We start from the raw sequence: 18,424 nt of genomic DNA on the forward strand, positions 1-18,424 counted from the left end.
TCCTTACTCATCGGGTGTCAGTTCGCCGCGCAGATTCTCCTGCATGGCGTGACGGATAGCCGCCACGTCCAGATCCTGGCTCAGCAAATAGTGTAGTTTGGTCAGCGTGGCCTCGACGGTCATATCAAATCCGCTAATCACGCCAGCCTGCGCCAGCGCGTTGCCGGTGGCGTAGCCGCCCATGTTGACCTTGCCGGACATACACTGGGTCAAATTAATCACCACGATACCGCGCTGGCTGGCTTCGGCCAGGACCTGAATAAACTCGCCGTTCTGCGGCGCGTTACCGACGCCATAGGAGCGCAGGATCAGCGCTTTGACCGGCTGGCGCAGGAAGTTGCGCACCACGTCGGCGGAAATGCCGGGATAAATCGTCACCACGCCAATCGGCTGCGGCGTGATAGGGTGAACCACCAGCTCGCCGCTGCCGTGCGGCGCGGGAGGCGTGCCGAGCCGGCGAATATGGATACCGGCTTCCAGCAGCGGCGCCAGGTTGGGCGAGGCGAAGGCGTTAAAGCCGTCGGCATGGGCCTTCGTCGTGCGGTTGCCGCGGTAGAGGCGATTATTGAAGAACAGCGACACTTCGTTAATCGGATAGTTGGCAGCGACGTACAGCGCGTTGAGCAGGTTAATCTGGCCATCAGAGCGCAGTTCGGCAAGCGGGATTTGTGACCCTGTCACAATGACCGGTTTTCCCAGATTCTCCAGCATGAAGGAGAGCGCCGAGGCGGTAAACGCCATGGTGTCCGTGCCGTGGAGGATCACGAAACCATCGTACTGGTCATAATGGTCGCGAATATCGTCGGCGATATGCTGCCAGTCTTCCGGCGTCATATCGGAAGAGTCCATTAACGGGGCGTATTCATGAATGGTGAAGTCCGGCATCTCCGGGCGGTGAAACTCGGGCATCAACGCCAGCTGGCGCTGTAAATGGCCGGAAACGGGGATATAGCCGTGTTCAGAACGCTGCATACCAATGGTGCCGCCGGTATAGGCAACGTAAATAGATTTCTTCTGCATAGCATCGCTTAGGTTAAACGTAGACAGGCGCAGTATAGAGGGGCGGAAGAAAAAATAAAGTAAATGCCGCCCCACGGGATGGGGCGGCAGAGGATTAACGAATATTGGCGCAGGTTAAGCAGAACGCGTAGCGGTTCTGCGGATCGTTGAATGCCGCCAGCTTATCGCTCTCGGTTTTCACCGCATTGGCCGCCGCGGCGACCGGTGCGGGCAGATACGCCTGGACCGCTGACGGCAGCGCCGCGCGAACGGAACCCGTCAGGCTATCCACCACCATCGAAAAGAAGGTCGGTTCTTCCTGATAGTAGTTGATATGCCACTGTTTCAGCTTCGCCAGCTCGGCGGCTTTTGCCACCGCGTCGTCAAAGTCGCCAAGGCTATCGACCAGGCCGTTCGCTTTTGCATCTTCACCGGTCCAGACGTGGCCCTGAGCGATTTGGTCAATTTTCTCCGGCGTGCTCTTACGCGCGTTCGCCACCAGGGTGATAAAACGCTTGTAGCCGTTTTCGATGCTGAGCTGCATCAGCTGTTGCACTTCCGGAGGCAGCGCTTTGGTGGTTGAGACATCAGCCAGCGGCGAGGTGGCCACGCCGTCGGTATGGACGCCAATTGAGCCGAGGGTATCTTCGACGGTATTGATCACCCCAAAGATACCGATAGAGCCGGTAAGGGTGCTGGGGTTGGCGACGATATAATCCGCCGGGGTGGAGATCCAGTAGCCGCCGGATGCTGCCATGCCGCCCATTGAGACCACCACCGGTTTACCGGCCGCTTTTGCCGCCGCCAGCTCTTCGCGAATCATCTCGGAGGCGCTGACGCTGCCGCCCGGGCTGTTAACCCGCAGCACGATCGCTTTCACTTTCGGATCGAGGCGCGCGTCGCGGATCTGCGCGGCGGTGGTGTCGCCGCCGACGTTACCCGGCGTTTCTTCGCCATCCATAATCGCGCCGTTAGCAAAGATAACCGCTATTGCGGAACCCTGGTCGGCAGGCGTTTTCAGCGTGTAATCGTAGTAGCTGATTGCGCTGTAGTTGTTGTCCTCTTTACTCCAGCCAAACTGTTTAGTCAGCGCTTTTTCCACCTCGGTAGAGGTGCCCAGCGCATCAACCAGCTTGTTATCCAGCGCGTATTTTGCCGTATCGCCATCGACTTTACGCAGGCCGTCAATCACGCCCTGAGCGCCGGGGAACAGCTGCTGAGCGGTGATCTGGCGGTTGGCGGCAATGGTATTGAGGTAGTTTTGCCACAGCTCGCCAATCCAGCGGCTGTCCGCCTCGCGCGCCGCCGGGGACATATCATCGCGGATAAACGGCTCTACCGCTGACTTGTAGGTGCCGACGCGGAAAACGTGGGTCGACACTTTGAGCTTGTCGAGCAGCGATTTGTAGTACAGGCCGTTGGTCGCGAAGCCGTGCAGGTCCACTTCGCCCTGCGGCGAGAGCCAGATCTTATTGGCGAAGCTGGCCAGATAGTACTGACCCTGGCTGTAGCTGCTGCCGATGGCATATACCGGCTTGCCGCTATCGCGGAATTCGCGCAGCGCTTTACCGATATACTGCATCGACGGCTGATCGCCGCCGGCAAAGTCCTTCAGATCCAGCACGATACCGGTGATATTGCGGTCGTCTTTCGCCTGGCGAATTGTCTGCACAATGTCGAACAGCGAGTTTTCCTGCAGGCGATCGGAACTGGCGCCAAACAGCTGGCGGCCAATCACGCCAAGCTTGCTGCTGGCCGAGGGTTTATCGACCACCACGCCGGTGATATCCAGCAGCAGCGCGCCGCGGGTAGCGTGCTCTGTCGTTGTACTGCTGAACTGGGCCCAGATACCGACGCAGGCCAGCACCAGCACCAGGAAAACCACGTTCAGTGCGAGCTGGCGAATGAAATTGAGCACGCGCCATGTCCATTTAAAAAATCCGGCGAGCAGTCGCCAAAGAGTTCGCATGTATTCTCCCTAACCATAATCAAAAATGGGCGAGCCGCAGGGGCTGCCGCGTCTGGCTATCCTAATGAGAGTGCCGTCGGTTGTCAGCAGGAATCACCCGTTGGGCTGTAACAAAATCCTTGCGCATGTTAATTTTATGAAAAATCACATCACAGGAGTTATACAGATGGATGCTCTCGAACTACTGGTTAATCGCCGCAGCGCTTCACGTCTGACCGACCCGGCTCCGGCGGGCGAACAGCTGGAAAACATCCTTCGCGCTGGCCTGCGCGCGCCGGACCACGGGACGCTGCAGCCGTGGCGCTTCTTCATTATTGCCGATGAAGGGCGCGAGCGCTTCAGCCAGCTGCTGGAAAAAGGCGCGGTGGCGGCAGGGGGAGATGAAAAAGCGATTGAAAAAGCGCGCAGCGCGCCGTTTCGCGCGCCGCTGATCATTGCGGTGGTGGCGCACTGTGAAGATCATCCGAAGGTGCCAAAGTGGGAGCAAGAGATGTCGGCGGGCTGTGCGGTGATGGCCATGCAGATGGCGGCCGTGGCGCAGGGGTTTAACGGCATCTGGCGCAGCGGCGCGTTAACCGAAAGCCCGGTTGTACGCGAAGGGTTTGCCTGCCGCGAGCAGGATAAGATCGTGGGCTTTCTCTATCTGGGGACCCCGCAGCTCAAAGCGTCAACCACCATCGCTTTGCCGGGTACCGCGCCGTTCGTGACGCGCTTCTGAGTCCGTTCTCGTTATGCCGGGCGGGCCCGGCTCACCGCCTCCTCGGGGGAAGTAGCCCGGCTAAGCGCAGCGCGAGCCGGGTGGAAGCAGTGCCAGTCTATCAGACTTGACACTTTTCCCGGAGGCGGTGCTGGCGCACCTGTCCGGGCTACCAAACCGCGGACGGCCTGGAACCCGTAGCCGAGGCAGAGCGTTTCAGACGCCGCCTCCGGGCATTCAACGGCGACGATGTTACTTCTGTCGTTTCGCGAATTCGTCTTTCGCTTTCTGAAGCTGCTGCTGGAAGGCCGGATTGGTATGCAGCGTGGCGACGACCGCCGAACCGACGATACGCGCCGCGTCTACGTCGCTCTGCCAGTGATAGCCGCAGATCACCCGGCTCTCGCCGAGCTCAAAGCCGCGCTTAAGGATTTCATTTTGCCGCTGGGGATTAATCTCAGCCAGCACCAGCGCGGTGGCCCAGCCGATAGAGGTGTGGCCGGAGGGGTAGGAGCCGTTTTTCGACAGCGTATCCTGTTCCTTGGTGTTACAGGTGGCGACGCCATAAAACGCAAATGGGCGAATGCGCATGTACTTCTCCTTCGCTCCTCGCGTCGCCAGGTCGCCGGCATCTTCAATCATGTTGGTGAGCAGCTTGTGCAGCTCCGGCGCATCTTTGGCGGTAATGGGCGAACCGAAGGCGCCGGAGAAGGCGTTGGCGATGCCGCCGCCGCTCAGGTTGGCGTCTTCAACCGCCAGCTTACCGCGCTCGGTGCCGCGCAGCAGACGACCTTTCTCATACATCGCCTGATCGTTTAAAAACGCGATACTGCCTACTTCCGGCGGCGGCGGCAGCAGCGTCAGGCTGTCGATGGCCTGGGCGTTGGTCAGGTAGTAGAGATCGGGTTTTGTGGTGACGTCGTTACCGGCGGGAACCAGGGCGAAAGCGTTAAGGGAGAAGAGACTGGCCAGGCAAACGGCGAGAACACGCTTTTTCATGAAAACTTCCTTACGTTGTTATATGTCCAGAGAAAACAGAATTTATGCTTGTCATATTTCCGTCATTTTTTAGTAAAGGGTAAAATCACGTTGAAAAAGCGGGGCCGCATCGCAAAATCGGTTTTTTGTCTGCTTAATGAGCAACCATACGCGATTTCGGACTGTCGCACTTACCACTCCGCCATTTGGGCGCTACCATATCGGGATTGCAATGACAGGAGATGTCCATGAGCGAGCAAGCCATTCGTTTAACGCAATACAGCCACGGAGCCGGTTGCGGGTGTAAAATTTCCCCTAAGGTGCTGGAAACTATCCTGCAAAGCGACCAGGCCAAATTTATCGACCCGAATCTGCTGGTGGGCAACGAAACCAGCGATGATGCCGCGGTCTACGATCTCGGTAACGGTACGTCGATCGTCAGTACTACCGATTTTTTTATGCCGATCGTCGACAACCCCTTCGACTTTGGGCGCATTGCGGCGACCAACGCCATCAGCGATATTTTCGCCATGGGCGGTAAGCCGATTATGGCGATCGCTATTCTCGGCTGGCCCATCAATACCCTGGCGCCGGAAATTGCCCGTCAGGTGGTTGAGGGCGGGCGCTTTGCCTGCCAGCAGGCGGGGATCGCGCTTGCCGGCGGCCACTCCATTGACGCTCCGGAACCCATCTTCGGGCTCGCCGTGACCGGCGTCGTCCCGACCGAGCGGGTGAAGAAAAACAGCACCGCGCAGGCCGGCTGCAAGCTGTATCTCACTAAACCGCTGGGTATTGGCGTGCTGACCACCGCGGAGAAAAAGTCGCTGCTGAAGCCTGAGCACCAGGGGCTGGCGACGGAAACCATGTGCCAGATGAATCTCGTTGGCTCGGCGTTTGCTAATATCGACGGCGTGAAAGCGATGACCGACGTCACCGGCTTCGGGCTTCTGGGCCACCTGAGCGAAGTGTGCCGCGGCGCGGGCGTACAGGCGCAGCTTACCTATGCGGATATCCCGAAATTGCCCGGCGTCGAAGCCTACATCGCGGCGGGCGCGGTGCCGGGCGGTACCGGGCGTAACTTTGCCAGCTACGGCCATTTGATGGGCGACATGCCGCCAGCGTGGCGCGATCTGCTGTGCGATCCGCAAACCTCCGGCGGTCTGCTGCTGGCGGTAACGCCGGAAGCCGAGGCTGAGGTGCAGGCTGCCGCCGCTGAGTTTGGTATCACGCTTACCGCTATCGGCGAGCTGGTTACCGCCCGCGGCGGACGCCCCATGATCGAGATCCGTTGATTTCATGCGGCTGTTTATTGCAGAAAAACCGAGTCTCGGTCGCGCCATCGCCGATGTGCTGCCAAAACCGCATCGCAAAGGCGACGGCTACATTGAGTGCGGTAACGGGCAGGTGGTCACGTGGTGCATCGGCCACCTGCTGGAGCAGGCCCAGCCCGACGTCTACGATGCGCGCTATGCGCGCTGGAACCTGCTCGACTTGCCTATCGTGCCGGAAAAGTGGCAGCTGCAGCCTAAACCGTCGGTGACCAAACAGCTTAACGTGATTAAGCGTCTGCTCGGCGATGCGCAGGAAGTCATTCATGCGGGTGACCCGGACAGAGAGGGGCAGCTGCTGGTGGATGAGGTACTTGACTACCTGCAGCTGGCGCCGGAAAAGCGTCAGCAGGTGCAGCGCTGTCTGATTAACGATCTTAACCCGCAGGCGGTGGAGCGGGCGATTAACCGCCTGCGCGCCAACAGCGAATTTGTTCCGCTGTGCGTCTCCGCACTGGCCCGCGCCCGCGCCGACTGGCTATACGGGATCAATATGACCCGCGCGTACACCATCCTTGGCCGTAACGCGGGTTACCAGGGGGTACTCTCGGTCGGGCGCGTGCAAACGCCGGTGCTTGGCCTGGTGGTACGCCGCGATGAAGAGATTGAAAACTTCGTCGCTAAAGACTTCTTCGACGTCAAGGCGCATATCGTTACCCCCAAGGATGAGCGTTTTGTCGCCACCTGGGTGCCCAGCGAGGCCTGCGAACCGTACCAGGATGAAGAGGGGCGACTGCTGCATCGCTCGCTTGCCGAGCACGTCGTCAAGCGCATTGAGGGCCAGCCGGCGACGGTCACCGCTTATAACGATAAGCGGGACTCTGAACCAGCGCCGCTGCCGTTCTCGCTCTCGGCGCTGCAGATTGAAGCCGCGAAGCGCTTCGGCTTTAGCGCGCAGAACGTGCTGGATATCTGCCAGAAGCTGTACGAAACCCATAAGCTGATTACCTATCCGCGTTCGGATAGCCGCTATCTGCCGGAGGAGCATTTTGCCGGGCGCCATGCGGTGCTGAACGCGATCGGCGTGCACGCGGCGGATCTGCTGCCGCAGCCGGTGGTGGATCCGGAGATCCGTAACCGCTGCTGGGATGATAAAAAGGTCGATGCCCACCACGCGATTATTCCGACCGCCCGCAGTTCGCAGGTAAAACTCAGCGACAATGAAGAAAAGGTTTACGGCCTGATTGCCCGCCAGTATCTGATGCAGTTCTGCCCGGATGCGGTGTTCCGCAAATGCCAGATCGATCTCGATATCGCCAACGGCAAGTTCGTTGCCAAAGCGCGTTTTCTGGCGGAAGCGGGCTGGCGAACCCTGCTAGGCAATAAAGAGCGCGATGAAGAGAACGACGGCATGCCGCTGCCGGTGGTGGCAAAGGATGACGAGCTGCTGTGCGAAAAAGGCGAAGTGGTGGAGCGTCAGACCCAGCCGCCGCGTCATTTTACCGATGCGACGCTGCTATCGGCGATGACCGGTATTGCCCGCTTTGTGCAGGATAAAGACCTGAAGAAGATCCTGCGCGCAACGGATGGCCTCGGTACGGAGGCAACCCGCGCCGGGATTATCGAACTGTTGTTCAAACGCGGCTTCTTAACCAAGAAAGGGCGCTATATCCACTCCACCGACGCCGGGAAGGCGCTGTTCCACTCTTTGCCTGAAATGGCGACGCGTCCGGATATGACCGCCCACTGGGAATCGATTCTGACGCAAATCAGCGAGAAGCAGTGCCGCTATCAGGACTTTATGCAGCCGCTGGTCGGTACCCTGTTCCAGCTTATCGACCAGGCCAGGAGCACGCCGGTACGCCGCTTCCGCGGAATTGTGGCTCCGGGCGACGGCAAGAAGAGCTTTAGCAAGGGGAAAGGCAGAGCCAAAGCGAAAGATAAAAAAAGCGCCGCCGGCCCTGCGGCGGAAAGCCCGCAATAAAAAACCCCGGGAAACCGGGGTTTTTCAATTATGCTTCGAACCCATATACAGGGGGTCGTTCAGCGAGTGGACTTAAATAACACCCTGCGCCAGCATTGCGTCGGCGACCTTCACGAAACCGGCGATATTCGCGCCGCGTACGTAGTTGGTCTGCTTCGCTTCACCGCCGTACTCAACGCAGGCGTGGTGGATATCCAGCATGATATGGTGCAGACGGGCGTCCACTTTCTCCGCTTTCCAGCCCATGCGCGCGGCGTTCTGCGCCATTTCCAGTCCTGAAGTGGCGACGCCGCCGGCGTTGGCCGCTTTACCCGGCGCGAACAGCACGCCCGCTTCGAGGAACAGATCGGTCGCCGCGATAGTGGTTGGCATGTTGGCGCCTTCCGCGACGGCCTTCACGCCGTTGGCAATCAGCTGGCGGGCAGCGTCGACGTCCAGCTCGTTCTGCGTGGCGCACGGCAGAGCGATATCCACCGGCACGGACCACGGCTGCTTGCCTTCAAGGTAGGTCAGGCCGAACTCGCGCGCGTAATCCGCCACGCGGCCGTGGCAGCGCTCTTTAATGTCGATCAGGCGCGCCAGTTTTTCTTTGGTGAAGCCAGATTCGTCAACCACGGTACCGTTGGAGTCGGAAGCCGTAATCACCCGCGCCCCGAGCTCCATGGCTTTCTCAATCGCGTACTGCGCCACGTTGCCCGACCCGGACACCGCGACGCGAGCCCCTTCAAAGCCCAAACCGTGGCGCTTAAGCATCGCTTCGGTGAAGTAAATCAGTCCGTAACCGGTGGCTTCCGGACGAATCAGGCTGCCGCCGAAGGAGAGGCCCTTACCGGTGAAGACGCAGGCGCTGTTGTTGGAGAGCTTACGCATCATTCCGGCCATAAAGCCCACTTCACGACCGCCCACGCCGATATCACCGGCCGGCACGTCGGTATCCGGACCGAGGTGGCGATAGAGCTCGGTCATCAGCGACTGGCAGAAACGCATCACTTCGCCATCGCTTTTTCCTTTAGGATCGAAGTCGCTGCCGCCTTTACCGCCGCCCATAGGCAGGGTGGTGAGGGCGTTTTTGAAGGTTTGTTCAAAGCCGAGGAATTTCAGAATCGACAGGTTTACAGAGGGATGGAAACGCATACCGCCCTTATACGGGCCGATGGCGGAGTTGAACTGCACGCGCCAGGCGCGGTTAACCTGAACCTGATTGCGGTCATCAACCCAAACGACGCGGAACTGGATAGCACGCTCCGGTTCAACCAGACGTTCCAGCAAATTCATCTGACGATAGCGCGGATTTTCCTCAAGGAATGGCCACAGGGTGGTCATCACCTCGCGGACCGCCTGAGCAAATTCAGTTTGATTTGGATCGCGCTGTTGAACGCGGGCGAGAAAACCTTCCAGAGTGCACGTCTGATCCATAGATATAAGTTCCCCTTATGGTTGTGGTTGCGTCTATTTATTATGATTCAGCCCTTGAAAAAGCCGATTTTCCGACTATACCATCGGAAATCGTTAGTTAAGCAAGGAAAAATTGTTCAGAAAGCAAAATTTATAATCAGGCGGTGGTCATAATCAAAAACGATGACAACCACCTGACAAAATTAGCGGGAATGGAGAGCGGCGCGCTGGGCGATAAAGGCTTCGAGCAGGGGAATATCGGCTGGCGCAAGAGGGAAGGTTAACGCCTCCTGCGGTGAACACCAGCGCAGCTGGCTGTGGTAGCGGGCGATGGGTTCGCCGTTAAAATGCGGAACCCACCAGGCGTGAAGATGTATCAGGCGGGCGGACACTTCGCGCTGGTGGCTGGCGATGTAGCATTCCGGCCGGGCGTCGATCGCCAGCTCCTCCTGGAGCTCGCGCGCCAGCGCCTGGGCCTGGGTTTCGCCGGGTTCGACTTTACCGCCGGCCAGCTCCCACATTCCCGGCTGATCCGCATGGGGCGGCCGCTGCGCCAGCAGAATTTGCCCGTTGCGTTCGATAATAGCGGCAACAACATCAAGGGTTTTTAGCATGTGAATCATCGTTCTGTACGGGATAATGGCCTATTATCACCGTCCTTGTCCCCGTCAAACAACCCTGAATTCGCTGGAGAGACTTTGTGCTTGACCGTCATTTGCATCCCCGCCTGAAACCTGTCCTCAACGCCGCCGCCGCCCTGCTGGATCGTCCGGCTATCTCTCCCGATGGCCTGACGCTATTTGGCTTTGCGATTGGCGTGCTGGCGCTGCCGTTTTTAGCCCTGGGCTGGTATCCGGCGGCGCTGGCGGCGATCGTGCTCAATCGCCTGCTGGATGGCCTGGACGGCGCGCTGGCCCGGCGACGTGGATTGACCGATGCGGGCGGTTTTCTCGATATTTCGCTCGATTTTCTGTTTTACGCCCTGGTGCCGTTTGGCTTTATTCTTGCCGATCCGGCGCACAACGCGCTGGCGGGCGGCTGGCTGCTGTTCGCGTTTATCGGCACCGGCAGCAGCTTTCTCGCCTTTGCCGCGCTGGCGGCTAAGCATCAAATCGATAATCCGGGCTACGCCCACAAATCGTTTTATTATCTCGGCGGGCTGACGGAAGGGACGGAAACTATCGCGCTGTTTGTGCTGAGCTGCCTGTTTCCGGCGTGGTTTGCGTGGCTGGCGTGGATGTTTGGCGCACTGTGCTGGCTGACGACCTTTACGCGGGTGTGGAGCGGATACCTTACCCTGAAGCAGGTAAGAGATTGATGGGCGGGTTTTTCCCGGCTCGCGCTGCGCTTAGCCGGGCTACGGGGCCACAGTCGTCAGCGGTCCGGTGCGTCAGCGCCGTCTTCGGGAATGCGCCGGGAAGGAGGCTTCCCGGCGGTGCATATGGCCAACAGGCGAATTACATACTGCTTTCCGGGCCGCGTTCCCCGCGCGAGACCGGGTTTTTCGGGTTGCTGCTCCACTCGTACCAGCCGCCGTCGTAGACCGAGACGTTGTTCCAGCCCATCGCCCGGGCGTACATAAAGGTTTCTGAGGCGCGCCAGCCGGTACCGCAGTAAAAAGAGACCTGCTGGTTCGGCAGAATATTCCATGATTTCCACATCGCGGCGATATCATCTGCGCTACGCATGGTGCCGTCCGGATTATGGAAATCCTCCATATGGGTGGAGTCGCTTCCGGCATGGCCCCAGCGGGCCCCGGCAATCTCCCCCATCGGCTTGATATAGCTGTAGCCGCTGGTGGTGCCGATAAACTCCGGCCAGGAACGAATGCTTACCAGCGAGGCGTCCTGACGGTGCAGCAGGGCGCGAGCCTGCTCGGTATTGAGCATCAGCTGCGGCTGACCCGGGATCGGCGCGCCGAACTCCGGCTCGGGCTTCTGCTTCGGCGGCGTTCCGCGCTCGACCGGCAGCCCGGCGTCGGACCAGGTTTTCCAGCCGCCGTCGAGCAGGCGCACATCCTTCACCCCGGCGTAGAGCATGATCTGCGCCACGCGGGCGGCGGCATACACGTCGCGACCGTACAAAATCACCGTGGTGTCATGGCGAATACCGTGTTTTGCCAGCATCGCTTTAAGCTGCGCGTCGGAGACTTTGTTCCATAGCGGCTCGCTCTCCACCTCGTTGGTATCGATATACCCGGCGCCCGGAATATGGCTCAGCAGATAAAACTTCGGCGCGCCCCAGGCGGCCTCGAACACCTTCCAGTGCCCGGCAGGCGCGGCGGTGACCGGTTTACCCTGCTGGAGGTCGTGCAGCCACTGCGGATACACCAGCTGTTCAAAATGCGGCAGCTTCTGCAGGCGGTCCGCCTGGCTCAGGGCGTCGCCGAGCGAGCTGAGGTGAGTGAAACCTGCCGCCTTAAGGCGCGCCGCGACTTTTGCGTTGTCGTCGGCGCTGCCGTACAGCGCAATCGGCGTAGAGGCCTGCAGATTGTGCAGCTTAGCCCAGGCGCTCAGCTGTTCATCGTTCAGCGAGCCAAGCCAGCTGGCGGCGAGGTTGAGCGCCTGCGGTTCATGGCCCTGAGGGCCGTTGGCGCCTTGCGGCCAACCGTTATAGAAAGCGCTAAGGCGCGTATCAATAGCGACGCCGTTGTGCTGTTGCAGCGTGGAAAGCGTTAGCGTTGGCATGGTGTCAGCGGCGGAGGTGGAAGCAGCAGCAAGCCCCATCAGCAGGGCGAGTGCGGTCAATTGAGAAACACGTTTCATCGAAATGCCCGGCAGTAGAAAATTGAGCGGCAATTCTCCGCGAACAACGCGGAGAATTCTTTGCGATAGCGCAGGCTTTCATTGCCAGAGCCCCATATGCAAACAGCGTCCGCCGGCGGGCGTATCCTGGTCATCATGCGTGACCAGCACCGCGGGGATCGCCTGCCGCGCCAGTTCGTTGAACACCCAGCGGCGAAAATCGGCGCGCAGCGCAACGTCGAGGCGGTTAAACGGCTCATCCAGCAGCAGCGCCCGCGGTCGGGCCAGCAGGGCGCGCAGCAGGCTGACCCGCGCCCGCTGGCCGCCGGAAAGGGTGGCCGGATCGCGCGTATAAAACCCCGCCAGACCGGCGCGCTCCAGCGCCTGTTCGACCTGGGCTTTGCGCTGGGGGCCGCGGACGTCAGCGGCAAGCGCCAGCAGTAAATTTTGCCCGACGCTGAAGTGGTCGAGCAGCAGCGCGTCCTGGAACAGGATGCCGATGCGCCGTCGCTCGGTGGGTAAACTGTCGCAGCGCTGGTTATCCAGCCACAGCTCGCCGGCGGCGCGAAAATTCTCCGCCAGCGCGCCGACCATCCAGGCGAACAGGGTTGATTTACCGCTGCCCGAGGGGCCCATCAGGGTCAGTATCTCGCCGGGAGCAACGGAAAAGTCGACGTTGCGCAGCAGCGGATCTCCGTTGAGGCTGAGAGTCAGGTTTTTGACGATCAACATTAGCGTAATCCTTGTCGATAGCGGCCGGTCAGCCAGGCCAGCAGCGCGGTGGCGGCAAAAAACAGCGCCGGCAGCAGTAGCTGCCATAGCGCCTGCGCGGCCAGAGTGGACGTCTCGCCGCCGCTGCTCAGCGCGACGGCTTCGCTGGTGAGCGTCGGGAACCGTCCGCCCCCCAGCCATAACGTCGGCAGATATTGCGCGATGCTTACCGAAAAGCCCACCGCCAGCGCGGTCAGCAGAGGACGCGTCAGGGCGGGTAAGGTAACCAGCCAGAAGATGCGGCCTCGTTGCCAGCCGAGGGTGCGGGCGAGCAGCTCCATGCGCGGGTCGCGAGCGCGCCACGCGGGACGCAGAATAAACAGCATCCACGGCACGACCCACAGCAGGTGCCCCCATAAAACGGCGACCCACTCGCCGTCCAGCCACGTATACAGCGCCAGCTGATATTGGCCGTCTACCAGCGGCAGCGCCGGTAAAATCAGCGGCAGCCAGATCCATCCGTCGAAACGGGAAGGGCCAGACGCCAGCCACAGCAGGCAGATAACCGCGCCGAGCGACGCTGAGCAGAGTCCAAGCCACAGGCTGTTGCCGACGCTATCGCTGACCGGCTGGCTATTCTGCGCCGCCGCGGCAAGCAGCAGGGCGCAGGCCACGCCGCACAGCGGCAGAAGAAGGGCGAAGCTTTTCCCGGCGAGCGCCCGCGGCTGCGGGTGGCGGATCCCCTGAACCTGCGGGATCCGCCGTCGCCAGAGACGCCAGACTCCCCACGCCGCCAGCGCCATGATAGCGAGCGTCAGCAGCAGTACCAGGCTGGCGAGGGCGCCTTTCGCCTGCTGGATCTCATCGCCCTGGCTTAACCATTGCCAGGCCAGCACCGCCAGCGTCGGCGGGTTACCCGGGCCAATAACCAGCGCGACGTCGACCGCCGAAAGGCTCCAGGCGGCGGTGGCCAGCAGCGCTATCGACAGCGACGGAAGCAGCGTGGGCAAGACTAACCATTTCAGGCTCTGCCAGCGTCCATAGCCGAGGCTTTTTAATACCGTCGCCTGTCCGGCCAGGCGATTCTCGCCTAACAGGCCATAAACCACCCACAGCAGGAACGCGCTCTCTTTGAGCGCCATCGTCAGGCCCAGTCCAATGCCGTAGCGGTCAACCGGCGGGGTAAAAAAGGGCAACAGGCGCGAGAGCCAGCCGCCATCGGCGAAGAGCAGCAGGGCGGCGGTGGCGAAGGCCACGTGGGGCACCGCCAGCAGCAGAGGGAGCCTTGCGGCCAGCCGCCGCCAGCCGCCCGACGGCCAGAGTGCGGCCACGACGGTGAGCGTGATGATCAGCGCGCCGCCAACCGATAGCAGGGTTGAGACGAGAGTCGCCGCCAGCGCCTGGCTGAATTGCGGGTCGGCAAACAGCGACAGCCAGCGCGCGCGGCGGAGCGCCGGAAGCGCCATCAGCGCAGCGGCCGGCAGCAGCGGCAGATAGATCAGCGCGACGGCGGCCCAGGCCAGCAGCCTTAGTGAGTGCCGTAGCGGCGCAGCCATTCCTGCTCCAGCGCGTCAACCCAGGCCGCGTGCGGTTCACCCAGCATCGGCGGCATATTCTGCGGCACAACGGCGTTAAAGGCCTGCCGCTCAGTCTCGGTTAATTTCGCCGGATCCAGCATGCTGGGGTCGCCCCACACCGTCGGGTCGGCCTTGCGCAGCTGGGCCTGCGGCGAGAGCAGGAAATTCGCGACCACTTTTGCCCCCGCCGTCGCCCGGGCATTGGACGGGATCGCCACAAAGTGGACGTTGCCAAGCATCCCCTCGCGGAAGCCGAAACCGTAGCTGTCTTTCGGCAGCTCGCCGCTGACCGCTTTTTGCTGCGCGTGCAGCGGGTTAAAGGTGATGGACAGCCTGAGGGTCCCATTTTTAAGCATGGCATCCATACGGGCGGGCGAAGCCGGGAAGTCGCGGCCCTGGCGCCACAGCAGAGGGTGAAGCCGATCAAGATAGTGCCACAGCGGCGCGGTCACGGCGGCGAAGGTGGCCTCCTCAGGCGGCTGGCGTAGCGCGTCGGGCCGCGAAGTCAGCGTCAGCAGCAGCTGTTCAAGAAACGCGGTACCGGTAAAATCCGGCGGACGCGGGTAGGTGACGCTGCCGGGATGCGCGGCGGCGAAAGCCAGCAGCGCCTGCGGAGAGGTGGGCCCGTCGGGCGTTTGTGAGCGGCGGGCGATAAAAGTGAGCTGCGCGCCGCCCCACGGCGACTCGGCGCCGTCGGTGGGGATGGAGAAATCCTCGCGCACCGGCTTTTGCGTATCGACAAAGCGCCAGTTGGGCAGGGTTTCCGCCCACCGGGTTTGCAGCAGCCTGGCGTTTTTCAGGGTGCGGAAGTTTTCGCCGTTGACCCACAGCAGATCGATGGAACCGCCTTTACTGCGTCCGGCGCGGGCTTCGGTCTGGATGCGTTTTACCGCGTCGGCGGCATCCGCAATATGCACGATGCGCAGGTCGATAGCGTAGTCGCGCTTTACCTCACCGCTGACCCAGTCGAGATAGCGGTTCACCGCCGGATCGCCGCCCCAGGCGTTAAACCACACCGTCTGGCCGCGGGCTTCTTGTTGTAGGGATTGCCAGCCAGCGCTGGCGGCCAGCGGGGAGAGCAACAGCAAAGCGAAGACCAGCACACTGCGCATAACCACTCCTTATGGTTTTGAATCGGTTGGGATCCGGCACAATCCCTGGGCGGGGATCGCCATGGCCGAATTAAAGCGCGCCGACAGGTTTTGTAAACCGATCAGCGCCGTGAGTTCGGTGAGCGCGCGGGCGTCAAACTGGCCTGCCAGCCTGTCGCGCAGCGCATCGTCGACCACCGGCGGCGTCATGCTGGCCGCCTCGGCATACTCCAGCGCCAGCCGCTCGCGGTCGCTGAATAGCGCGCTGTCCCGCCATTCGGCGACCGCCAGCAGCTTAGCGCTGCCGCCGCTGCGTTCCGCCAGCTTCATATTGGTGATATCAATGCAAAACTCGCACAGGCACAGCTGCGCGACGCGGGCACTGACAAGCGATCTCAGCACCGGATCGAGGGGCGAACGCTTGCGTTCCAGATAGCCGACGAACATCGACACCAGGTAAAACACCAGCGGAATACGGCCCCACCAGCGGATAGGGCTGAGCACCTCGCCGTAGTGGCGACGATGCAGCCAGGCCTGCGGGCGAAGAATCAGCGGAATGGACTTCAGAGGGGGTAAGCTCATCGTGAACGCCTCTTTTGTTGTTCAAGATAGAGCGCTTTCGCGACGACCACCACAATCGCCAGCGCAAACAGGATCGATAAACCGGTCACCAGCCAGAATGTGCCGCCGGTCAGCAGGCTGCCGGTCCACGAATAGACTATCGTCGCGGGCAGCTGGCCGAGACCGGTGGCCAGCATAAAGTGGCGAAAGCGCATTGACGTCAGCCCGGCGGCGTAGCTCACCGGGTCGAAGGGAACGAAAGGGAGCAGACGGCAGATTAATATGGTGTGTTTGCCGTAGCGGGTAAAAAAGCCATCTATACTCTGCAGTACGCTCTTGCCGGTGAGCTTTTCCACCGCGTCGCGGCCGAGCGCTCTGGCGATAAAAAAGCACAGCGCCGCGCCGGCCATCGCGCTCACCCACGACAGCGCGCCGCCCCAGAAGGCGCCGAACAGGGAAGCGTTAGCGAAGGTGATCAGGAAGGCGGGAAGCGGGGCGATAATCGCCTGCAAAATCATCAGGGCGAAGGAGATCAGCGCCGCCTGCGGGCCCCAGGAGTCGATAAAGCGTTCAATAGCCTGCTGATCGAGCGTGGCAAAAGCGGCGAGGCTGCGCTGCATAAACTCGTTGACGCCGGGTATCAGCCACCATGCCAGCAGAAGCGCAAACAGCGTCATGCCGATGGCTATCCGGTAGCGCGCGTTGCTATTTTTCATCGTGAGCCTGTATCCGTGATGTCTCGATTCGCCGATAGCGGGCATATCTTTTCGCCGCCTGAATCAGAACAAATAAGGCCAGCCCCGCGAGCGTCAGCTTCAGTATAAACAGGGGGGTGATACCCTCGCGGATAAGCTCGCTGGCCATCAGCGTATAGATAAATATGCCGGGCAAGGTGGTGAGGGCGGAAATAAAGGTAAACGTCCAGAACGGAATCGCCGTCAGGCCATAGGCGTAGTTCTGAATATTATAGGGAAACAGCGGGATGAGCCGGGTCAGAATTAAAAAATCGGTGCCGCTACGGGCGATGCCTTTTTCAATGGCCTGAAAAATCGCCGTCTGCCCGACGTATTTAAGCAGCAGCTCGCGGCCCAGCCAGCGGGCGAACAGAAACGACGCGGAGGAGGCGAGCGTCGCCGCCAGCAGCGATAGCAAGGTTCCCGCCAGCGGGCCGAAAATCACCCCGCCGGCAATCACTAAAAGAGTGCCCGGAATCAAAAACAGGGTGGCGACGATAAACAGCAGAATATAGAGCGTATAGCCGAAGGCGCCGCTCTGGCGGATCATTTCGCGCAGACGATCAAAATGGGTAACCAGCCCGGCAAAACCCGACTGCTGAATAAGACAGGCGACAATGCTCAATATCACCACAACAAAAAGCAGCTTATATTCTGCTTTATGACGGCTTCTTTTGCATTGGGTTCTCCTGTATGGCGCGGGCGGTCTGAAGTGCGCGCGACAGTATAATAGTTTGCCGCCGTTCACAATCTCTGACGGCGGCTTTTTTGATATGGCTCAGGCTCTCCGGACGGGAGAGCCTGACAGAGGGAATATTTAGACTTTAAAGGTCGCCCATACCGGCGCGTGGTCGGACGGCTTTTCCATTGCGCGGATTTCGTAGTCGATGCCGGTTTCGATGCAGCGCTGCGCCAGCGGGGTGCTTGCCAGCAGCAGATCGATACGCAGCCCGCGGTTATCGTCAAAGCCCTTAGAGCGATAGTCGAACCACGAGAAGTGTTCGTTATCCTGCGGATTCGCATGGCGGTAAGTATCCACCAGGCCCCAGCTCAGCAGGCGCTCCATCCATTCGCGCTCTTCCGGCAGGAAGGAACACTTGCCGGTACGCAGCCAGCGCTTGCGGTTCTCTTCACCGATGCCGATATCGAGATCGGTCGGGCTGATATTCATGTCGCCCATGATCAGTACCGGATTCTCTTTATTCAGTTCGGTATCAAGGTAGTTTTGCAGGTTCTGATAAAACGCCGCCTTCGCCGGGAATTTGGTTTCATGATCGCGACTTTCGCCCTGTGGGAAATAGCCGTTAATCACCGTCACGTTGCCAAACGGGGAAGGGATTTCCGCCATGATGATGCGGCGCTGGGCCTCTTCACCATCGTTTGGGAAACCGCGACGCACGGAGATCGGCGTCTCTTTGGTCAGCAGCGCGACGCCGTAATGGCCTTTCTGCCCGTGATAAAAGACGTTATAGCCCAGCTTTGCCACCTCTTCGAGAGGAAACATATCGTCGTGAACTTTGGTTTCCTGTAGGCCGATGACGTCGGGCTGGTGTTTATCGATGATGGCGGCCAGCTGATGCGGGCGGGCACGCAGGCCGTTGATATTAAAAGAGACAAATTTCATAGTCGCTGCCACTGTGCAAGGTGAATAGTGCAGGGATGGTAGCAGAAATTCGCCGGGCTGGCTGCGCAAAGGCGCTTTATTCTGCCGATTGC

At 60.5% G+C, this 18,424-nt stretch carries 17 protein-coding genes; 4 read left to right on the forward strand and 13 right to left on the reverse strand.

Annotated features, from left to right (window positions below; all coding sequences use genetic code 11):
* Nucleotides 1-3 precede the first annotated feature (3 nt).
* Together ansA and sppA are read right to left on the reverse strand one after the other, a co-directional pair.
* The gene (gene ansA, locus ABLU88_RS00735) at nucleotides 4-1,020 is read right to left on the reverse strand and encodes an asparaginase (RefSeq protein WP_004850037.1); all 1,017 of its coding nucleotides are present in this window, start codon (nucleotides 1,018-1,020) and stop codon (nucleotides 4-6) included.
* 94 nt (nucleotides 1,021-1,114) lie between these two features.
* Nucleotides 1,115-2,968: a signal peptide peptidase SppA gene (gene sppA / locus ABLU88_RS00740; RefSeq protein ID WP_348836086.1), complete on the reverse strand. Its 1,854-nt coding sequence runs from the start codon at nucleotides 2,966-2,968 to the stop codon at nucleotides 1,115-1,117.
* 166 nt (nucleotides 2,969-3,134) lie between these two features.
* Between sppA and ABLU88_RS00745 the strand changes: the two genes are divergently transcribed.
* Nucleotides 3,135-3,686, forward strand: a complete 552-nt coding sequence (locus ABLU88_RS00745; protein WP_348836087.1) for an NAD(P)H nitroreductase — start codon at nucleotides 3,135-3,137, stop codon at nucleotides 3,684-3,686.
* Between the two features lie 231 nt (nucleotides 3,687-3,917).
* Here ABLU88_RS00745 and phoC read toward each other — a convergent pair whose 3' ends face one another.
* Nucleotides 3,918-4,664: an acid phosphatase PhoC gene (phoC, locus tag ABLU88_RS00750; protein ID WP_348836088.1), complete on the reverse strand. Its 747-nt coding sequence runs from the start codon at nucleotides 4,662-4,664 to the stop codon at nucleotides 3,918-3,920.
* A 227-nt stretch (nucleotides 4,665-4,891) separates the two neighbouring features.
* Here phoC and selD point away from each other — a divergent pair, with 227 nt between their 5' ends.
* A complete protein-coding gene (gene selD / locus ABLU88_RS00755; RefSeq protein ID WP_014228965.1) occupies nucleotides 4,892-5,935 on the forward strand; it encodes a selenide, water dikinase SelD in 1,044 nt (347 codons plus the stop codon).
* A gap of 4 nt (nucleotides 5,936-5,939) precedes the next feature.
* Nucleotides 5,940-7,895, forward strand: coding sequence for a DNA topoisomerase III (locus ABLU88_RS00760; protein WP_014228966.1), 1,956 nt, complete (start codon nucleotides 5,940-5,942; stop codon nucleotides 7,893-7,895).
* Between the two features lie 72 nt (nucleotides 7,896-7,967).
* On the opposite strand, the gene gdhA is transcribed toward ABLU88_RS00760, so the two are convergent.
* Both gdhA and ABLU88_RS00770 read right to left on the reverse strand, forming a co-directional pair.
* Entirely contained in the window at nucleotides 7,968-9,311 is a 1,344-nt protein-coding gene (gdhA, locus tag ABLU88_RS00765; RefSeq protein ID WP_004850048.1) for an NADP-specific glutamate dehydrogenase, read from the reverse strand.
* Nucleotides 9,312-9,493: 182 nt separating this feature from the next.
* Nucleotides 9,494-9,904, reverse strand: a complete 411-nt coding sequence (locus tag ABLU88_RS00770; RefSeq protein WP_009653472.1) for a pyrimidine (deoxy)nucleoside triphosphate diphosphatase — start codon at nucleotides 9,902-9,904, stop codon at nucleotides 9,494-9,496.
* 86 nt (nucleotides 9,905-9,990) lie between these two features.
* On the opposite strand from ABLU88_RS00770, the gene ABLU88_RS00775 reads away from it, so the two are divergent.
* On the forward strand, nucleotides 9,991-10,608 hold the full coding sequence (locus tag ABLU88_RS00775) for a CDP-alcohol phosphatidyltransferase family protein (RefSeq protein ID WP_014228968.1): 618 nt from the start codon (nucleotides 9,991-9,993) through the stop codon (nucleotides 10,606-10,608).
* A gap of 139 nt (nucleotides 10,609-10,747) precedes the next feature.
* On the opposite strand, the gene ABLU88_RS00780 is transcribed toward ABLU88_RS00775, so the two are convergent.
* From ABLU88_RS00780 to xthA, 8 genes are all read right to left on the reverse strand, one after another.
* Nucleotides 10,748-12,055, reverse strand: coding sequence for a rhodanese-like domain-containing protein (locus ABLU88_RS00780; protein ID WP_348836089.1), 1,308 nt, complete (start codon nucleotides 12,053-12,055; stop codon nucleotides 10,748-10,750).
* Nucleotides 12,056-12,133: 78 nt separating this feature from the next.
* Nucleotides 12,134-12,766, reverse strand: coding sequence for an ATP-binding cassette domain-containing protein (locus tag ABLU88_RS00785; protein WP_348836090.1), 633 nt, complete (start codon nucleotides 12,764-12,766; stop codon nucleotides 12,134-12,136).
* Nucleotides 12,766-14,301, reverse strand: a complete 1,536-nt coding sequence (locus tag ABLU88_RS00790; protein ID WP_348836091.1) for an ABC transporter permease subunit — start codon at nucleotides 14,299-14,301, stop codon at nucleotides 12,766-12,768. The genes ABLU88_RS00785 and ABLU88_RS00790 overlap by 1 nt, the downstream gene beginning before the upstream one ends.
* Nucleotides 14,274-15,434: an ABC transporter substrate-binding protein gene (locus tag ABLU88_RS00795; RefSeq protein ID WP_348836092.1), complete on the reverse strand. Its 1,161-nt coding sequence runs from the start codon at nucleotides 15,432-15,434 to the stop codon at nucleotides 14,274-14,276. Before ABLU88_RS00795 ends, ABLU88_RS00790 begins: the two co-directional genes overlap by 28 nt.
* 9 nt (nucleotides 15,435-15,443) lie before the next feature.
* Nucleotides 15,444-15,995 (reverse strand): carboxymuconolactone decarboxylase family protein, encoded by a 552-nt coding sequence (locus tag ABLU88_RS00800; RefSeq protein ID WP_014228973.1) that lies wholly within the window; start codon nucleotides 15,993-15,995, stop codon nucleotides 15,444-15,446.
* Nucleotides 15,992-16,690: a TVP38/TMEM64 family protein gene (locus tag ABLU88_RS00805; RefSeq protein ID WP_348836093.1), complete on the reverse strand. Its 699-nt coding sequence runs from the start codon at nucleotides 16,688-16,690 to the stop codon at nucleotides 15,992-15,994. Before ABLU88_RS00805 ends, ABLU88_RS00800 begins: the two co-directional genes overlap by 4 nt.
* On the reverse strand, nucleotides 16,680-17,342 hold the full coding sequence (locus ABLU88_RS00810) for a TVP38/TMEM64 family protein (RefSeq protein WP_348836094.1): 663 nt from the start codon (nucleotides 17,340-17,342) through the stop codon (nucleotides 16,680-16,682). Before ABLU88_RS00810 ends, ABLU88_RS00805 begins: the two co-directional genes overlap by 11 nt.
* A 183-nt stretch (nucleotides 17,343-17,525) precedes the next feature.
* On the reverse strand, nucleotides 17,526-18,332 hold the full coding sequence (gene xthA, locus ABLU88_RS00815; protein ID WP_014228976.1) for an exodeoxyribonuclease III: 807 nt from the start codon (nucleotides 18,330-18,332) through the stop codon (nucleotides 17,526-17,528).
* Between the last annotated feature and the right edge of the window lie 92 nt (nucleotides 18,333-18,424).

Origin of the sequence: Klebsiella sp. GW_Kp182, from assembly GCF_040062275.1 — a bacterium.
GTDB lineage: Bacteria > Pseudomonadota > Gammaproteobacteria > Enterobacterales > Enterobacteriaceae > Klebsiella > Klebsiella michiganensis.

Excerpts from the sequence above, each read along its gene's own strand:
- ansA (WP_004850037.1), bottom strand. The coding sequence starts at position 1,020 with ATGCAGAAGAAATCTATTTACGTTGCCTATACCGGCGGCACCATTGGT.
- ABLU88_RS00780 (WP_348836089.1), bottom strand. The coding sequence starts at position 12,055 with ATGAAACGTGTTTCTCAATTGACCGCACTCGCCCTGCTGATGGGGCTT.
- ABLU88_RS00770 (WP_009653472.1), bottom strand. The coding sequence starts at position 9,904 with ATGCTAAAAACCCTTGATGTTGTTGCCGCTATTATCGAACGCAACGGG.
- ABLU88_RS00760 (WP_014228966.1), top strand. The coding sequence starts at position 5,940 with ATGCGGCTGTTTATTGCAGAAAAACCGAGTCTCGGTCGCGCCATCGCC.
- ABLU88_RS00800 (WP_014228973.1), bottom strand. The coding sequence starts at position 15,995 with ATGAGCTTACCCCCTCTGAAGTCCATTCCGCTGATTCTTCGCCCGCAG.
- phoC (WP_348836088.1), bottom strand. The coding sequence starts at position 4,664 with ATGAAAAAGCGTGTTCTCGCCGTTTGCCTGGCCAGTCTCTTCTCCCTT.
- selD (WP_014228965.1), top strand. The coding sequence starts at position 4,892 with ATGAGCGAGCAAGCCATTCGTTTAACGCAATACAGCCACGGAGCCGGT.
- sppA (WP_348836086.1), bottom strand. The coding sequence starts at position 2,968 with ATGCGAACTCTTTGGCGACTGCTCGCCGGATTTTTTAAATGGACATGG.
- ABLU88_RS00795 (WP_348836092.1), bottom strand. The coding sequence starts at position 15,434 with ATGCGCAGTGTGCTGGTCTTCGCTTTGCTGTTGCTCTCCCCGCTGGCC.
- ABLU88_RS00790 (WP_348836091.1), bottom strand. The coding sequence starts at position 14,301 with ATGGCTGCGCCGCTACGGCACTCACTAAGGCTGCTGGCCTGGGCCGCC.
- ABLU88_RS00805 (WP_348836093.1), bottom strand. The coding sequence starts at position 16,690 with ATGAAAAATAGCAACGCGCGCTACCGGATAGCCATCGGCATGACGCTG.
- xthA (WP_014228976.1), bottom strand. The coding sequence starts at position 18,332 with ATGAAATTTGTCTCTTTTAATATCAACGGCCTGCGTGCCCGCCCGCAT.
- ABLU88_RS00785 (WP_348836090.1), bottom strand. The coding sequence starts at position 12,766 with ATGTTGATCGTCAAAAACCTGACTCTCAGCCTCAACGGAGATCCGCTG.
- gdhA (WP_004850048.1), bottom strand. The coding sequence starts at position 9,311 with ATGGATCAGACGTGCACTCTGGAAGGTTTTCTCGCCCGCGTTCAACAG.
- ABLU88_RS00745 (WP_348836087.1), top strand. The coding sequence starts at position 3,135 with ATGGATGCTCTCGAACTACTGGTTAATCGCCGCAGCGCTTCACGTCTG.